The following is a 13,197-nucleotide window of genomic DNA, read 5'->3' as shown; positions in this document are numbered from 1 at the left end:
AGGCCCTGGTGATGGGCGAGGAGCCGGCGTATGCCTTGAGGCCGCGGGAGTCGGCGAACCGGGTGCGGTCGTCGCCGATCTCGGCCAGCACCCGGCCACCGAGCACCGCTAATACCGGATTAGGTTGGGGACGCGGCTGGCGGGTCATGCCGCGGGCGCGGGATCCGCCGCGCCGTTCCCCGGCGGCGCTGTCGTCGCTGGTCCATGCCCGCCGGCCTTCGAGCGGGAGGTGCCTCACCGCGTTGCCGCCCTCCTCCGCCTCGCGGTGGGACGCACCGGACCCCGGTCACCGGCGCCGGCGAGGCGCCGCCGGCTTCCCGTGACCTGATCCGCAGGACGGGCCCCGACCGGCGACCGGCCTCCCGGGGGTGTGCCGAACGGCGCGGCCACGGGTGGCTCAGGCCGCGCGCCCCCTGGGCCGCACCTGGGTCAACGCCGCGCCGGCCAGCACGACGACCGCCCCGGCCGGAGTGCTCCACCGGAGCGACTCGCCCAGCACCGCGACCCCTGCCGCGGTGGCGATGACCGGGATGAAGTAGGTGACCATCTGGGCGGTGGTCGGCCCCACCTCCGCGACCAGCCCGTACTGGACCAGCACCGCCAGCCCGGTCCCCAGCGCGCCCAGCGCCGCGACCGCCAGCAGCGGCAGCAGGGCGAAGTGCTCCGGAACCGAAGTGAACAACGGCGTCACGACGGCCAGTTGAAGTGTCGCGATAAGCAACTGCGCCCCCGTCATGGACAGATGCGAATGGCCCGTGCCCGCCAGCGTCCGCCGGACATAGATCCACCCGACCGGGTAGCTCAGCGAGGCCAGCAGCGCCGGCAGCGTCCCCTTGACGTCCAGCCCGTGGAACCCCTCCCAGGCCCCCAGTACGGTCAGTACCCCCAGGAACCCGAGTCCGAGCCCGGCCACCCGGACCCGGGTCGGCCGGTCCTCCGAGAGGGCCACCAGTGACAGGGCCATCCCCCACAGCGGCGAGGTCGCGTTGCAGATGCCGGCCAGCGTGGACGGAATCGTCAGCTCCGCGTAGGCGAAGAGCGAGAACGGCAGCGCGTTGAGGAGAAAGGCGGCGACCGCCAGCCGCCCCCACGTGCGAGCCCCGCGCGGCAACCGCTCCCGCTTCACCACCAGCGCCGCCGCCAGGACCGCCGTACCGAAGACCAGCCTCCCCAGGGTGACCTGGAACGGTGCGTAGCCGTCCGTCCCCACCTTGATCAACAGGAAGCTGAAGCCCCAGATGAGTGACAGGGCGCCGAACCGGAGGCGCCAGTCGAGGCGGGGGCGGGGGTGCCCGGCGTCCAGCGTCGGCTCGCCGGTCGCGGTGGTGGTGACGGTGCTCATGCGGTCCACCATGCGGGAGCCGATGTCGTAGCACAATCGAGATTTTTCGAGCGGTACCTCTTAGGATCGCTTACATGTTGAACCTGGAGCGCCTGCGTACCCTCGACGCCCTCGCCCGGCACGGCTCGGTGAGCGGGGCCGCCGAGGCCCTGCATGTCACCACGTCCGCGGTGTCGCAGCAGATGGGCAAGCTGGAGCGGGAGGTGAACCAGCGGCTCCTGGCCAAGAACGGCCGGGGGGTGCGGCTCACCGACGCGGGCCGGCTGCTCGCCGAGCACGCGAGCCGGATCCTCTCCCAGGTGGAGCTGGCCCAGTCCGACCTGGAGGCGCACCGGGGCCAGGTCGTCGGCGAGCTCACGGTGGCGGCGTTCCCGACGGCGGCCCGCGGCCTGTTCCCGACCGCGCTGGCCGCCCTGCGCGCCCGGCATCCGGCGCTGCGGGTGCGCTCCGGTGAACTCGAACCGGAGAACGGCGTCGCCGGGGTGGTCCGCGGCGACCTCGATCTCGCCGTGGTCCTCGACTGGTACAACAAGCCGATGCCGCTGCCCGACGGGCTGGTCAAGGCGCCGCTGCTGGACGACCCCGCCGAGGTGGCCCTGCCGGCCGGGCACCGGCTGGCCGGACGGGACGAGGTGGACCTGGGGGAGTTCGCCGAGGACGAGTGGATCACCTGGGGCGAGGGCGAGTTCTGCCACGAGTGGCTGATGTTCACGCTGCGCTCCCGCGGCGTCGAACCGATCATCGGCCACCGTGCCGCCGAGACCCACACCCAACTCAACCTGGTGGCGTCCGGGTTGGGGGTGTGCATCGCCCCGCTGCTGGGCCGCCACCCGGTGCCGGAGGGCATCGTGACGGTGCCGCTGAAGCAGCGGGTGCGCCGCCACGTGTACGTCGTCTGGCGCGCCGACGCCGACCGCCGGCCCTCGATCCGGGCGGCGGTGCAGGCCCTGCGGAGTGCCGCCGAGGCCATCTCCTGAACCGCCCCGCGCCGGAGCCCGCCCCGCTCAGCGCAGTACGGCCGCCAGCAGGCCGGTGCCCAGCGCCGTCAGGTCGGGCAGGCCGAGCGTGTAGCGGACGTAACGACCGTGACCGGCGGGTCGTGAGCAGAGCGGCGCGGCGCTGGACGGCGAGGTGGCGGGAGACCTCCGGGGGCGAGAGCTCCCCGGCGTGGGCCAGTTCGCGATTGGTGCGCGGGCCCCGGGCCGGCGTGCGCAGCAGCCGCGGCCGTACCGGATGCGCGAGGGCCTCCAGCCGCAGCGTGACCGTATCCAGCGGCACCGGCTCCGACGGGTCCGGCTCCGCGACGGGGTACTGCACGACCGGCTGCCACCCGGGCGTGGGGACCGCGACCAGGTGCGGGCGGCCGAAGACGGCCGGGACGAAGGTGACCCCGGTGCCGTGGGCGGTGGCCGACTTGTCCTGGACTGCCGGCCGTCGTCTTCACGGCCAACGCGGTGCCGGTGGTCGTCCGCCGGGTACCGGTCACCCTCCTGATGTCCCGGTTCTCCCGGCGGACCGCGCTGGCCCTGACCGGTCTGGTGCTCACCGCGTCCTGCCTCGGCTTCCTCGCGGTCGCCGGGGCGGGAGCCGGGTGGGGCGCCGCGGCCCTCGCCGCGGTGTCCGTGGTCTGCACCCTCGGCGAGATCGGCTACGCGGGCAGTGCCACCGCCCTCGTGGCCCATCTCGCCCCGGCCCACCTGATGGGCCGGACCCTGACCCGTCTCCAGCTCTCCACGGGGTTCGGCCTCGCGGTCTGCCCGGCGGTCATCACCGTGCTCGCGGCGCGCGGCCCGGCCGCCCTCCGGGGCACCCGGGCCGCGGCCACGCCGCTGTCCGCCGGAGCCGTCGACACCGAGCAGGCGCGACGCTCCTCAGCCGCCGAGTTTGCGAAAGTCCCAGGAGGCGATCTTCGCCGGGGTCAGTCGGGCCCAGGCGTGCCGGCCGTCGTGCGGCATCTCGTCCAGACCGAAGTTCTTGCGGGCGAACAGCGTTTCCACGTAGTCGAGTTCGGCGACCAGCTCACCGGTGCGCGGCACCTCGCCCACGAACTCGACGGTCCCTCTCAGCTCCACGCCGCGCAACTGGTCGTACTCCTCACCCGAGTCGACCACGACCGCCACCCGCGGATCACGGCTCAGGTCCTTCCAGCGCTGGCTGCGCACCACCGAGTACAGCCACAGCGATCTGCCGTCCCAGGCGAACCACAGGGCGCTCACGTGCGGGGCGCCGGACGCCGACACGGTCGCCACCCGGCAGGTGCGCTGTGCGGTGAGGAACTCGTCCATCTCGACGGGCGTCATCATGATCTTCCGGCCCCGGCGCTGAGTCACCGTCATGCGGCCCCCTCTTCTTCCGTTCCCGCGCAATGCTGGTTAGTCTCGCCCGCCCCGCACCAAGGCGGAAGGGGGCGTCACATGCCGTCGTACGAGAGGCTCGCGGAGCTCATCGACCCCGTGAGCACCGTCCTGCTGACCGTGGAGTGCCAGCAGGGCGTGGTCGGCCCGCACAGCGCGCTGCCCGAACTCGCCCACGAGGCCCGGGCGTCGGGCGCGCTCGCCAACATCGCCCGGCTGGTCGCCGCCGCGCACGACACCGGCGTCCAGGTCGTCCACGCGCTCGCCGAACGCCGTCCCGACGGCCGGGGCGCGAACCGCAACGCCCGCCTGTTCCGGGCCGCCGAGCGGCTGCCCGTCCAGCAGTTCTCCGGCACCGCGGCGGTCCGCGTCGCGCCCCCCATCGAGGTCGCGGAGGAGGACCTGGTCGTACGGCGGCTGCACGGCCTGTCGCCGATCCAGGGGACCGACGTCGACCCGCTGCTGCGCAACCTCGGCTGCCGCACGCTGATCGTCACCGGCGTCTCGGCCAACGTGGCCGTCCCCAATGCCGTGTTCGACGCGGTGAACCGGGGCTACACGGCCGTCGTCCCGGCCGATGCCATCGCGGGAGTGCCCTCCGAGTACACCCCCGCGATGGTCCGCAACACCCTCGCGCTGGTCGCTGCGGTCGCGACCACCGACGAGGTGCTCGGCTGCCTCAAGAACCCGCGCCGGCGGCCCTGAGACAAGGTCAGGCCAGCGTGATCCGGTCACCGGAGACGGTGATGTTCGCGGCCGTCAGACCCGTCGTCGCCGGGCCCTTCTTCACGCTGCCGTCGGCGATGGCGAACTCACTGCCGTGGCAGGGGCAGACGATCGCGCCGTCGGCGATGCTCGACACCGCGCAGCCCGCGTGCGGGCACTTCGTCGAGAACGCCTTGTAGGTGCCCGACGTCGGCTGGGTGACGACCACGGACTGGTCCTTGTAGATCGTGCCGCCGCCCTCGGGTATGTCCGTGGTCTTGGCGAGCGCGGTGCCGCCGGCCGCCGCCGTGGAGGTGTCGCTCGAGCCGCCGGAGCCGTTGCTGTCCTGGGTGGTGGAGCCACCGCCGCCGTTGTTCGTGGTCGTCGAGGTCGACGAGTCGTCGTCGGACGACCCGCAGGCGGTCAGCGCGGCCGCGAGCCCCGCCGCGCCGGCCGCCGCCACGATCGTACGGCGAGCCGGTTTGGCCGAGGGGTTGAACGATGCGCCGGTCATGTGAGGGGTTCCCTTCCGCGGAGCTTCTCGTTGATCCGTCCAGGGGTACGGTCGTGGGGCCGCACCTGTTCAGACGGCATCCCGATAGTGACCACCCGGACATGAGCCCCTGGTGAAGGAGTGCTGCCGGATGCCTGTCGGCATCCGAGGCCGGGCCGGATGCGCGGGGGCGCGGGACGGAGACCGCACGCGATCAGGTGGGTAAGGTGAGCCTAAGTCAGTGTCGGGGTGCACCGGTGGTCCCGCAGGGGAGGCTCGATGACGGAGTTCGCAGGCACATCGCGCGGTGCGGTGGCGCAGTCGCCGCCCCGGGCCACGCCGTTGACGCTGGCACGGGTGCGGCTCGGGGCCGGCGGACCGCTCGTCAGCGTGCGGGTGGCGGACGGCAGTGTCACCCATGTGGTCCCGGAGCGGGAGGCCCCGGCGCCCGCGGGACTCGTCCCGGGGGACCGGGTCCTCGACCTGGACGGACGGATCCTCCTGCCCGGGCTGTGGGACGCCCACGTCCATCTCGCCGAGTGGGCCGCCGCCCGCCGCCGGCTCGACCTGTCCGGCACCGCCTCCGCACGGGAGGTGGCCGACCGGGTGCGCGAGCACGGCCGTGCGGCCCCCGCCGGTCCGGTGCTGTTCGGATACGGCTTCCGGGACGGCCTCTGGAGCGACGCCCCGCACAAGGAACTGCTCGACGCGGTCCTGCCGGACCGCCCGGTCGCCCTGGTCAGCGCCGATCTGCACGCCGTCTGGCTGAACTCCGCCTGCCTGGCCCTGGCCGGCCGGGGCGACCACCCGACCGGGCTGGTCCGGGAGCACGAGGGACATGTGGTCCTCTCCGTTCTTCCCGAGGCGCCGGCCGAGACCGTGGACGGCTGGGTGGCCGACGCCTGCCGGGCCGCCGCCGCCCGCGGGGTCACCGGCGTCATCGACTTCCAGTTCGGCGACACCGTGGGTGCCTGGGAGCGGCGCTCGGCGGACCTCCCGCCGGCCGTGCGGGTGGCCGCGGCCGTCTACCCGGATCACCTGGACTCGGCGCTGGCGCGCGGACTGCGCACCGGGTCCCGGGTCGGCCCGCACGGGGACCTGGTGCGGGTCGGCCCGCTCAAGCTCTTCACGGACGGCTCGCTCAACACCCGCACCGCGCTGTGCCGCGACCCCTACCCCGGTCTGGAGGGCACGGAGGGCGCGCACGGCATCGAGCAGACGCCACCGGACGAACTGGTACGGCTGATGCGCCGGGCCGCCGCCCACGGCATCGAACCCGCGGTGCACGCCATCGGCGACCGTGCCAACACCGTGGCCCTGGACGCCTTCGAGGCCGTCCGCTGCCGTGGCCGGATCGAACACGCCCAGCTGCTGAGCCCCGAAGACCTGCCGCGGTTCGCGGAGTTGGACGTCGTCGCGGGGGTGCAGCCCCGGCACGCCACGGACGACCGGGACGTGGCGGACCGGTACTGGGCCGGCCGCACCGAACGGGCCTTCGCCTACGCCGGCCTGCTGGCCGCCGGCGCGCGGCTGGAGTTCGGCTCGGACGCCCCCGTCTCACCGCTCGACCCCTGGCTCGCCGTCGCGTCGTCCGTCAGCCGTACCGACGACGGCCGCCCCGCCTGGCATCCCGAACAGCGGCTGCCGGTGCCGGACGCACTGGCCGCCGCCGCCCGCGGCCGCCGTCTCATCAGGGTCCAGGACCCCGCCGACCTGGTCGTCGTGGACGCGGATCCGCTGACGGCGGATGCGGACACCCTGCGGGCGATGCCCGTGCACGCCACGATGACCGACGGCCGCTGGACCCACGGGCCGTACTGAGCCCGCGCCGCGGGCCCCAACGCGTCGCGCTGCCCCCGGCCGCTCCGGCTGGGCGGCAGACCCCTGGTCCTGAACGTGCAGAACCACCTCGTGCACGTGCCGGGGGAGAGTTCGATGCCGGCCGACGGGCTCGTGACCGGGGCCGCGCGGCCGGCGGCGACGGCACGCACGGCGGGAGTCGCGGTGGCGTACTCCGTCCGCACCGCCGAGCGCGGCCACGACGGCCGCGGCGCCGCCTTCGGACACCCGCACCTGGCCGGGAGGACGGCTCGGCTGACGTGGTGACCGCGGGGCGGCCCCGGGCCGGGGACACGGTGCTGGTGGCGAAGCGGTTCAGCGCCTTGGCCGGCACCCGGCTGCGGCAGCCGCTCACGGAGCCGGACCGCGACCAGCCGGTGGCCGTGGGGCTGTTCGCGCGGCCCCGGGTGATGCTGACCGAGGCCGGCGCCCGGATGCAGGCATGGAGCCGTTCGCCGTCGCGGACGCGGTGGCCGACCGGACGGACACCGATCACCGGGCGGCGCTGGAGTGGATCGCGGCCACCTGCGGGGCCGTGCGCGCGGTGCGCGGCTTGGTGGCCGCGCTCGGCGGGGAGGGCAGCGGGGCGGAGCGGGGGCGGCGGTCCTGACCCGTGGCCCGCCGCCGTGCCGCACGCCCTCCCTGCGCGGCACGGGTCACGGAGCGGCGAGTGGCCCGAACGGGACCGTACCGTCCGGGCCACGGGAGTGCGGGGGCGAGGTCAGACCGCCGTCAGCCGGTCGGACAGCACGGACCGGTGGATCTCCTCGGCCCGGACCGCCACGGTCGACAGCAGCGTGCTGGTGAGCCCGTGGGTGTGCTCGGTGCCGCCCTGGAGGTAGATGCCCGCCGTGACCTCCGCGGCCGTCTCGACGCGGTGGTCCCGGCCCACCCGGATCGCGTCCCCGTCGTCCTTGAGGCACAGCTTGGCCGCGTCGCCGAGGAGCGCCGTCAGGTCCCGGGGCCGGTAGCCGGTGGCGAGCACCAGGATGTCGGCGGGCAGCACCTGCCGCTCGCCGGTGGGCAGGAACTCCACGGCGACGTGGAGACCGCCGCCGTCCGCGGGGGTGACGCCGCGCACGCGGGAGACGTTGAGGAAGCGCAGCCGTTGCCGGCCGGCGACCTTCTCCCGGTACGTGGTGGCGTACAGCGACTCGATCAGATCCATGTCGACCACCGAGTAGTTCGTGGAGCGGTGGTAGTCCAGCAGGGACTGCTTGACCTCGGACGGCGAGGAGAAGTAGACGTCGACCGCCTCCGGATCGAAGATCCGGTTGGCGAACGGGCTGTCGTCCGCCGGGGTGTAGCCGTACTTGGCGAAGACCGAGCACACCTCGGCGTCCGGGAAGGTGCGGTGGAGGTAGTCCACCGTCTCGGCGGCACTCTGTCCGGCACCGAGCACGATCGACCGCCGCACCGCCGCGCCGGTTGTGGCCAGTTGCTCGGCACGCGGGATCAACTCGCTGTTGTGCCAGACACGTTCGGCAAGTTCGAGGCCGGGCGGCACGTGCGGTTCGAGCCCCGTCGCCACGCTGATGTTGCGGGCCCGGTGGGTCACGGTCGCCCCGCGGCGCGCCGGGTCGCGGTGGACGACGTCGAAGAAGGGCACCCGGCCGTCCTCCTCGCGCACCGGGTCCACCGCGATCACCTCGCTGTCGTACGACACCTGGTGGGCGACCCGCGCCGCCGCCCATTCGAAGTACTCGTGGAACTCCATCCGCAGCGGGAAGAGGGTCTTCTGGTTCAGGAAGTCGATCAGTCTGCCGCGTTCGCGCAGGAAGCAGAGGAAGCTGTAGTCGCTGGTCGGGTTGCGCAGCGTGACGAGGTCCTTGAGGAAGGAGACCTGCATCGTGGCGTCGTCGATCAGCATGCCCCGGTGCCAGCCGAACCGCGGCTGGCGTTCCAGGAACAGGGCGTCGATCCGACGGTCCGCCGCGAGACGCGCGTTGTGTTCTTCGACGGCTATGGACAGAGCCAGATTTGACGGGCCGAAACCGATCCCGACGATGTCGTGGACGACGTCGGAACCCTTGACCGGTGATTTCACCTTGGCATCGCCTCCCTCAGGCCTGCCCATGCTAGATAAGGTAAGGCTTACCTAGCAATGGAGTCTGAGAAGGGAAGGACCGTCATGCGGGTCGTCATGCTCGGCTACCAGACGTGGGGTCACCGGACGCTGCAGGCGTTGCTGGACTCCGATCACGAGGTCGTCCTCGTCCTCACCCATCCGAGGAGTGAGCACGCCTACGAGAAGATCTGGGACGACAACGTCGCCGAGCTGGCCGAGAAGCACGACGTGCCGGTGCTGCTGCGCGACCGCCCCGACGACGCCGGGCTCCTCGCCGCTGTGCGGGAGTCCCGTCCGGACATCATCGTCGCCAACAACTGGCGGACCTGGCTGCCGCCGGAGCTGTTCGACCTGCCCCCGCACGGCACGCTCAACGTCCACGACTCCCTGCTGCCCGCCTACGCCGGGTTCTCGCCGATCATCTGGGCGCTGCTCAACGGCGAGGAGCGGGTCGGCGTCACCGCGCACCGCATGAACGCCGAACTCGACGCCGGGGACGTCCTGGTGCAGCGCTCGGTACCGGTCGGGCCCGCCGACACGGCCACCGACCTGTTCCACCGGACCGTCGACCTCATCGCGCCCATCGTGCGCGAGTCGCTCGACCTGATCGCCTCCGGCCGGGACGCCGGCCGGTGGGCACCCCAGGACCGCAGCCGTGCCAGCTTCTTCCACAAGCGGTCCCTGGAGGACAGCCGCATCGACTGGACATGGCCCGCGGAGCGCCTGGAGCGCCTCGTACGGGCGCAGTCGGACCCGTACCCCAACGCGTACGCCTTCCACCGCGGCGAGCGGCTGAGGATAGTCTCCGCGGCCCTCTCCGAGCGGCGTTACGGCGGCACCCCGGGCCGGATCTTCATCCGCGAGGGCGACGGCGTGGTCGTCGTGGCGGGCCCCGCCGCTCACACGGGCCGTGACCGGGGCCTGCTGATCCGCCGGGTACGCACCGACGACGGAACGGAGTACGCGGCGGCGGACTACTTCCGCACCATGGGCGGCTACCTGACGTCCCGCCCCTGACGGCAGGCCCCGCCCCCGGCCGCGCCGGGCCGCCCTCCGGGGGCGGCGCCCCTGAGACCTGACGGGCGTTCAGCTACTGCGGGACACTCCGGCAGCCGTCGGGCAGCACAAGCCGCGGACGGCTCACCGAAGTCCTGTGGGGGTGGCGGTGCCGTCCGGGGACCTGGTTTCGGGGCGGTGGCGGGCCGTGTGCGGGTGACGGTCCCCCCGGGGGGCGCTGCGGGCCTCCGACGGCCCGGCATTCACGGCGGGCGGCGGGGCGAGCGGCCCGGGGAGTGGCCGTCGCACCCCGCCCCCACCGGTCGGCAGAGCGCGGTGCCGGTGCAGGGCGGTTCAGTCGGCGGTGGCCGGCACCGTCTTCCCGGGGGCGTGGGTGGCGTCGTCGTGGTGGTGCCGGCCCAGCGGGATGACCATCGGGGTGCCGCTGACCGGGTCGGGGGTGATCCGGCAGCGCAGGGCGAAGACGTCCTCGACGGTGGCCTCGGTGACCACCTCGGCGGGCGGCCCCTCGGCGACGATCCGGCCCGCCTTCATGGCGATGACGTGATCGGCGTACCGGCAGGCCTGGTTGAGGTCGTGCAGCACCATCACCACCGTGCGGCCCTCGCGCCGGTTGAGGTCCGTGATCAGGTCGAGCACGTCGATCTGGTGCGCGAGGTCGAGATAGGTCGTCGGTTCGTCCAGCAGGAGCACGGGGGTGCCCTGGGCGACCGCCATGGCGATCCAGGCGCGCTGCCGCTGGCCCCCGGACAGCTCGTCCACCGGCCGGTCTGCGAGGTCGGTGAGCTCGGTGGCGGCCAGCGCGGCCCGCACGGCCTCCTCGTCCGCCGCCGACCACTGCCGCCACCAGGTCTGGTGCGGGGAGCGGCCGCGCCCCACCAGGTCGACGACGGTCAGCCCCTCCGGCGCCACCGGCGTCTGCGGCAGAATGCCCAGTTTGCGGGCGAGTTCGCGGGTCGGTATCGAGCGCAGCGCGGCCCCGTCCAGTTCGACCACTCCCTGGCGCGGGGCGAGCAGCCGGGCGAGGGCACGCAACAGGGTCGACTTGCCGCAGGCGTTGGCGCCGACGATGGCCGTGATCCGGCCGGTGGGTACGGTGAGGTCCAGGTCCTCCACCACCGGCCTTCCGTGGTAGGCCAGATGAAGGCCCGCGGCACGCAACTCGGGCCCGGGCGGGAGCGTTTCGGGCGAGCGATGGGTGGTCGCGTGCGGGGTGCGCGAGTCGGTGGTCGACATGGGATCAGCCTCCAGAGCCCGCGCGGTTGGCGCGGATGAGCAGCCACAGCAGGACCGGCGCGCCCAGGGCGCCGGTGACGATCCCGACCGGCAGTTCCGTCCCGGGGATCGCCTCGCGTGCGATGAGGTCGGACCCGAGGACGACGAAGGCGCCGGTGAGACCCGAGACGAGCGGGGGCGGCGACGAGGTGCCCGCCAGCCGCAGGGCGATCTGCGGACTGGCCAGGGCCACGAACGCCACCGGTCCTGCCGCGGCCGTGCCGAAGGCGATCAGGCCGACGCCGGTGAGCAGCAGCGCCAGCCGGACCGGCTGCACGGGGGTGCCGAGCCCGGCCGCCACGTCGTCGCCGAGCTGGAGCGTGCGCATCCAGCGCCCCATGCCCAGGGTCACCGGCAGCAGCACGGCCAGCGCGACGGCCAGCGAGTCCACCTGGTCCCAGGTACGGCCGTTGAGGTTGCCGACCAGCCAGCCGAGCGCCTCCTCCGCCTGGAACCGGTTCCCCCGGGCCACCAGGAAGTCGGTGGCGCTGGTGCAGATCCAGGACACGCCGATGCCGACGAGGATGATGCGGTACCCGGTGGTCCCGCCCTTCCAGGCCAGCGCGTACACGAGCAGCGCGGTCGCGAGGGCGCCGAGCAGCCCCAGCGTGGACAGCCCGGGGCCCCCGGTCCAGCCGAGGACCACCGCGGCCACCACCGCGGTTCCGGCGCCCTCGGTCAGCCCGATCATGTCGGGGCTGGCCAGCGCGTTGCGGGTCATGGTCTGGAACACGGCACCGGAGACACCGAAGGCGAGGCCGACGAGGAGCCCGGCGAGGGCGCGCGGCAGCCGCAGGTCCCGTACGACGGTGAGCGTGCCGGGATCGCCGACGCCGAACAGGGCCTTGACGACGTCGGGCAGGCCCACCGGATAGTCGCCGAGAGCGAGACCCCAGCAGAGCAGCGCGAACGCGCCGAGGGCGACGAGCACCCCGGTCAGCACCAGGCGCGGCCGGAACGTTCCCGAGACAGGGGGCGCGGCCAGCCGGAAGGGCCGGTCGCGCAGTGCGGGCCGGGTGTGCGGCCGGGCGGCCGGGGGAGAGGTCACGGTCACACCTCCGCGAGCGTGCGGCGGCGGACCAGGGCGATGAAGAACGGTCCACCGAGGAACGCGACCAGGACACCGGCCTGGATCTCGGTGGGCCTGGCCACCACCCGGCCCACGATGTCGGCGGTCAGCAGCAGTACGGGGGCAAGCGCCGCCGACAGCGGCAGCAGCCAGCGGTGGTCGGGGCCGATTCCGGCCGCCTGGGCGAGCACCCGGGCGATGTGCGGGACGACCAGGCCGAGGAAGACCACCGGGCCGATCACGGAGACCGACGCGCCGGTCAGCAGCACCACCGCGGTCACGCCCTGGAGCCGTACCGGGCCGAGCCGCCGCCCCAGCGAGGCGGCCACGTCGTCGCCGAGGGCCATGCTGTTGAGGGCGGGGGCGCAGGACAGCGCGAGGACGGCGCCGGCCGCGAGGAACGGCAGGATGCGCAGCAGGTCGCCGGAGTCCTGGTCGGCCAGGGTGCCGGCGGACCAGAAGCGGTACCGGTCCAGCGCGTCCTGGTCGGTCAGCACCAGGGCGCTGGTGAGCGAGGACAGCAGCGAGGTGACGGCCACTCCGGCGAGCGCCAGCTTGACCGGGGTCGCCCCGGACCGGCCGAGCCGCCCGAGCAGGAAGACCAGGACGCTGGCGGCCAGCGCCCCGGCGAACGCGAACCACACGTAGCCGTACAGCGATCCGACGCCGAACACCGCGACCGAGACGACGATCGCGAAGGAGGCGCCGGCGCTGACCCCGAGGATGCCCGGATCGGCGAGGGGGTTGCGGGTCAGGGCCTGCATCAGGGCGCCGGACATGCCGAGCGCCGCGCCGGTCGCGAGGCCCAGCAGGGTGCGCGGGACGCGCACCGACCAGATCACGTTGTCGACGAGCCGGCTCGGCGGATGCCCGAGGACCGAGCGCACCACTTGGTCGAGCGGGACGCTCAACGCGCCCAGCGCCACGGAGAGAAGGGACAAAAGGACCAGGAGGGCGACGATCACTGACACCAGCACCGTCGTGCGAAGCCTTCTGTCTGAAGCCACTTGCCGGTCTCCGTACCGTCTTCCGGTG

The 13,197-nt window shown here is 73.6% G+C and carries 13 protein-coding genes and 1 pseudogene; 6 read left to right on the top strand and 8 right to left on the bottom strand.

Annotated features, from left to right (window positions below; translation table 11 throughout):
* Positions 1-397 precede the first annotated feature (397 nt).
* Positions 398-1,342 carry a DMT family transporter gene (locus tag ACZ4O3_RS26240; RefSeq protein WP_467724532.1) on the bottom strand — a complete coding sequence of 315 codons (945 nt, stop codon included), beginning with the start codon at positions 1,340-1,342 and terminating at the stop codon, positions 398-400.
* A 74-nt stretch (positions 1,343-1,416) separates the two neighbouring features.
* Between ACZ4O3_RS26240 and ACZ4O3_RS26235 the strand changes: the two genes are divergently transcribed.
* Positions 1,417-2,319 carry a LysR family transcriptional regulator gene (locus ACZ4O3_RS26235; protein ID WP_362731892.1) on the top strand — a complete coding sequence of 301 codons (903 nt, stop codon included), beginning with the start codon at positions 1,417-1,419 and terminating at the stop codon, positions 2,317-2,319.
* A 27-nt stretch (positions 2,320-2,346) separates the two neighbouring features.
* Here ACZ4O3_RS26235 and ACZ4O3_RS26230 read toward each other — a convergent pair.
* Together ACZ4O3_RS26230 and ACZ4O3_RS26225 are read right to left on the bottom strand one after the other, a co-directional pair.
* Positions 2,347-2,749, bottom strand: a pseudogene (locus ACZ4O3_RS26230) (ArsR/SmtB family transcription factor); the annotation flags it as partial.
* A 464-nt stretch (positions 2,750-3,213) separates the two neighbouring features.
* Positions 3,214-3,678, bottom strand: a complete 465-nt coding sequence (locus ACZ4O3_RS26225) for a pyridoxamine 5'-phosphate oxidase family protein (protein WP_362728260.1) — start codon at positions 3,676-3,678, stop codon at positions 3,214-3,216.
* A 78-nt stretch (positions 3,679-3,756) separates the two neighbouring features.
* Between ACZ4O3_RS26225 and ACZ4O3_RS26220 the strand changes: the two genes are divergently transcribed.
* On the top strand, positions 3,757-4,401 hold the full coding sequence (locus ACZ4O3_RS26220) for a cysteine hydrolase family protein (protein WP_362728258.1): 645 nt from the start codon (positions 3,757-3,759) through the stop codon (positions 4,399-4,401).
* Positions 4,402-4,408: 7 nt separating this feature from the next.
* On the opposite strand, the gene ACZ4O3_RS26215 is transcribed toward ACZ4O3_RS26220, so the two are convergent.
* Positions 4,409-4,915 (bottom strand): Rieske (2Fe-2S) protein, encoded by a 507-nt coding sequence (locus tag ACZ4O3_RS26215; RefSeq protein WP_362728256.1) that lies wholly within the window; start codon positions 4,913-4,915, stop codon positions 4,409-4,411.
* Positions 4,916-5,173: 258 nt separating this feature from the next.
* On the opposite strand from ACZ4O3_RS26215, the gene ACZ4O3_RS26210 reads away from it, so the two are divergent.
* The 3 genes from ACZ4O3_RS26210 to ACZ4O3_RS26200 all read left to right on the top strand — a co-directional run bounded on the left by ACZ4O3_RS26210 (position 5,174) and on the right by ACZ4O3_RS26200 (position 7,343).
* Positions 5,174-6,715, top strand: coding sequence for an amidohydrolase (locus ACZ4O3_RS26210; protein ID WP_467724529.1), 1,542 nt, complete (start codon positions 5,174-5,176; stop codon positions 6,713-6,715).
* A gap of 75 nt (positions 6,716-6,790) precedes the next feature.
* Positions 6,791-7,000, top strand: a complete 210-nt coding sequence (locus ACZ4O3_RS26205) for a hypothetical protein (RefSeq protein WP_467724528.1) — start codon at positions 6,791-6,793, stop codon at positions 6,998-7,000.
* A gap of 175 nt (positions 7,001-7,175) precedes the next feature.
* Positions 7,176-7,343 carry a hypothetical protein gene (locus tag ACZ4O3_RS26200; protein ID WP_467724526.1) on the top strand — a complete coding sequence of 56 codons (168 nt, stop codon included), beginning with the start codon at positions 7,176-7,178 and terminating at the stop codon, positions 7,341-7,343.
* 111 nt (positions 7,344-7,454) lie between these two features.
* On the opposite strand, the gene ACZ4O3_RS26195 is transcribed toward ACZ4O3_RS26200, so the two are convergent.
* Entirely contained in the window at positions 7,455-8,780 is a 1,326-nt protein-coding gene (locus ACZ4O3_RS26195; protein WP_362729865.1) for a lysine N(6)-hydroxylase/L-ornithine N(5)-oxygenase family protein, read from the bottom strand.
* Positions 8,781-8,864: 84 nt separating this feature from the next.
* Here ACZ4O3_RS26195 and ACZ4O3_RS26190 point away from each other — a divergent pair, with 84 nt between their 5' ends.
* The gene (locus ACZ4O3_RS26190) at positions 8,865-9,818 is read left to right on the top strand and encodes a methionyl-tRNA formyltransferase (protein ID WP_467724524.1); all 954 of its coding nucleotides are present in this window, start codon (positions 8,865-8,867) and stop codon (positions 9,816-9,818) included.
* A 333-nt stretch (positions 9,819-10,151) separates the two neighbouring features.
* Here ACZ4O3_RS26190 and ACZ4O3_RS26185 read toward each other — a convergent pair whose 3' ends face one another.
* The 3 genes from ACZ4O3_RS26185 to ACZ4O3_RS26175 are packed head-to-tail and all read right to left on the bottom strand — an operon-like array spanning position 10,152 to position 13,139.
* The gene (locus ACZ4O3_RS26185; protein WP_467724522.1) at positions 10,152-11,054 is read right to left on the bottom strand and encodes an ABC transporter ATP-binding protein; all 903 of its coding nucleotides are present in this window, start codon (positions 11,052-11,054) and stop codon (positions 10,152-10,154) included.
* A gap of 4 nt (positions 11,055-11,058) precedes the next feature.
* Positions 11,059-12,147: a FecCD family ABC transporter permease gene (locus ACZ4O3_RS26180; protein ID WP_467724521.1), complete on the bottom strand. Its 1,089-nt coding sequence runs from the start codon at positions 12,145-12,147 to the stop codon at positions 11,059-11,061.
* Positions 12,144-13,139, bottom strand: coding sequence for a FecCD family ABC transporter permease (locus ACZ4O3_RS26175; RefSeq protein ID WP_467724548.1), 996 nt, complete (start codon positions 13,137-13,139; stop codon positions 12,144-12,146). The genes ACZ4O3_RS26180 and ACZ4O3_RS26175 overlap by 4 nt, the downstream gene beginning before the upstream one ends.
* Between the last annotated feature and the right edge of the window lie 58 nt (positions 13,140-13,197).

The organism is Streptomyces sp. NPDC026515 (assembly GCF_055567595.1).
Note: the sequence above shows the minus strand (reverse complement) of the source record. Positions and strands in the feature narration are given on the sequence as shown.

What these genes read in the sequence shown, in the direction of transcription:
- ACZ4O3_RS26240 (WP_467724532.1), bottom strand. Translation starts at nt 1,342, where the DNA reads ATGAGCACCGTCACCACCACCGCGACCGGCGAGCCGACGCTGGACGCC.
- ACZ4O3_RS26235 (WP_362731892.1), top strand. Translation starts at nt 1,417, where the DNA reads ATGTTGAACCTGGAGCGCCTGCGTACCCTCGACGCCCTCGCCCGGCAC.
- ACZ4O3_RS26225 (WP_362728260.1), bottom strand. Translation starts at nt 3,678, where the DNA reads ATGACGGTGACTCAGCGCCGGGGCCGGAAGATCATGATGACGCCCGTC.
- ACZ4O3_RS26220 (WP_362728258.1), top strand. Translation starts at nt 3,757, where the DNA reads ATGCCGTCGTACGAGAGGCTCGCGGAGCTCATCGACCCCGTGAGCACC.
- ACZ4O3_RS26215 (WP_362728256.1), bottom strand. Translation starts at nt 4,915, where the DNA reads ATGACCGGCGCATCGTTCAACCCCTCGGCCAAACCGGCTCGCCGTACG.
- ACZ4O3_RS26210 (WP_467724529.1), top strand. Translation starts at nt 5,174, where the DNA reads ATGACGGAGTTCGCAGGCACATCGCGCGGTGCGGTGGCGCAGTCGCCG.
- ACZ4O3_RS26200 (WP_467724526.1), top strand. Translation starts at nt 7,176, where the DNA reads ATGGAGCCGTTCGCCGTCGCGGACGCGGTGGCCGACCGGACGGACACC.
- ACZ4O3_RS26190 (WP_467724524.1), top strand. Translation starts at nt 8,865, where the DNA reads ATGCGGGTCGTCATGCTCGGCTACCAGACGTGGGGTCACCGGACGCTG.
- ACZ4O3_RS26185 (WP_467724522.1), bottom strand. Translation starts at nt 11,054, where the DNA reads ATGTCGACCACCGACTCGCGCACCCCGCACGCGACCACCCATCGCTCG.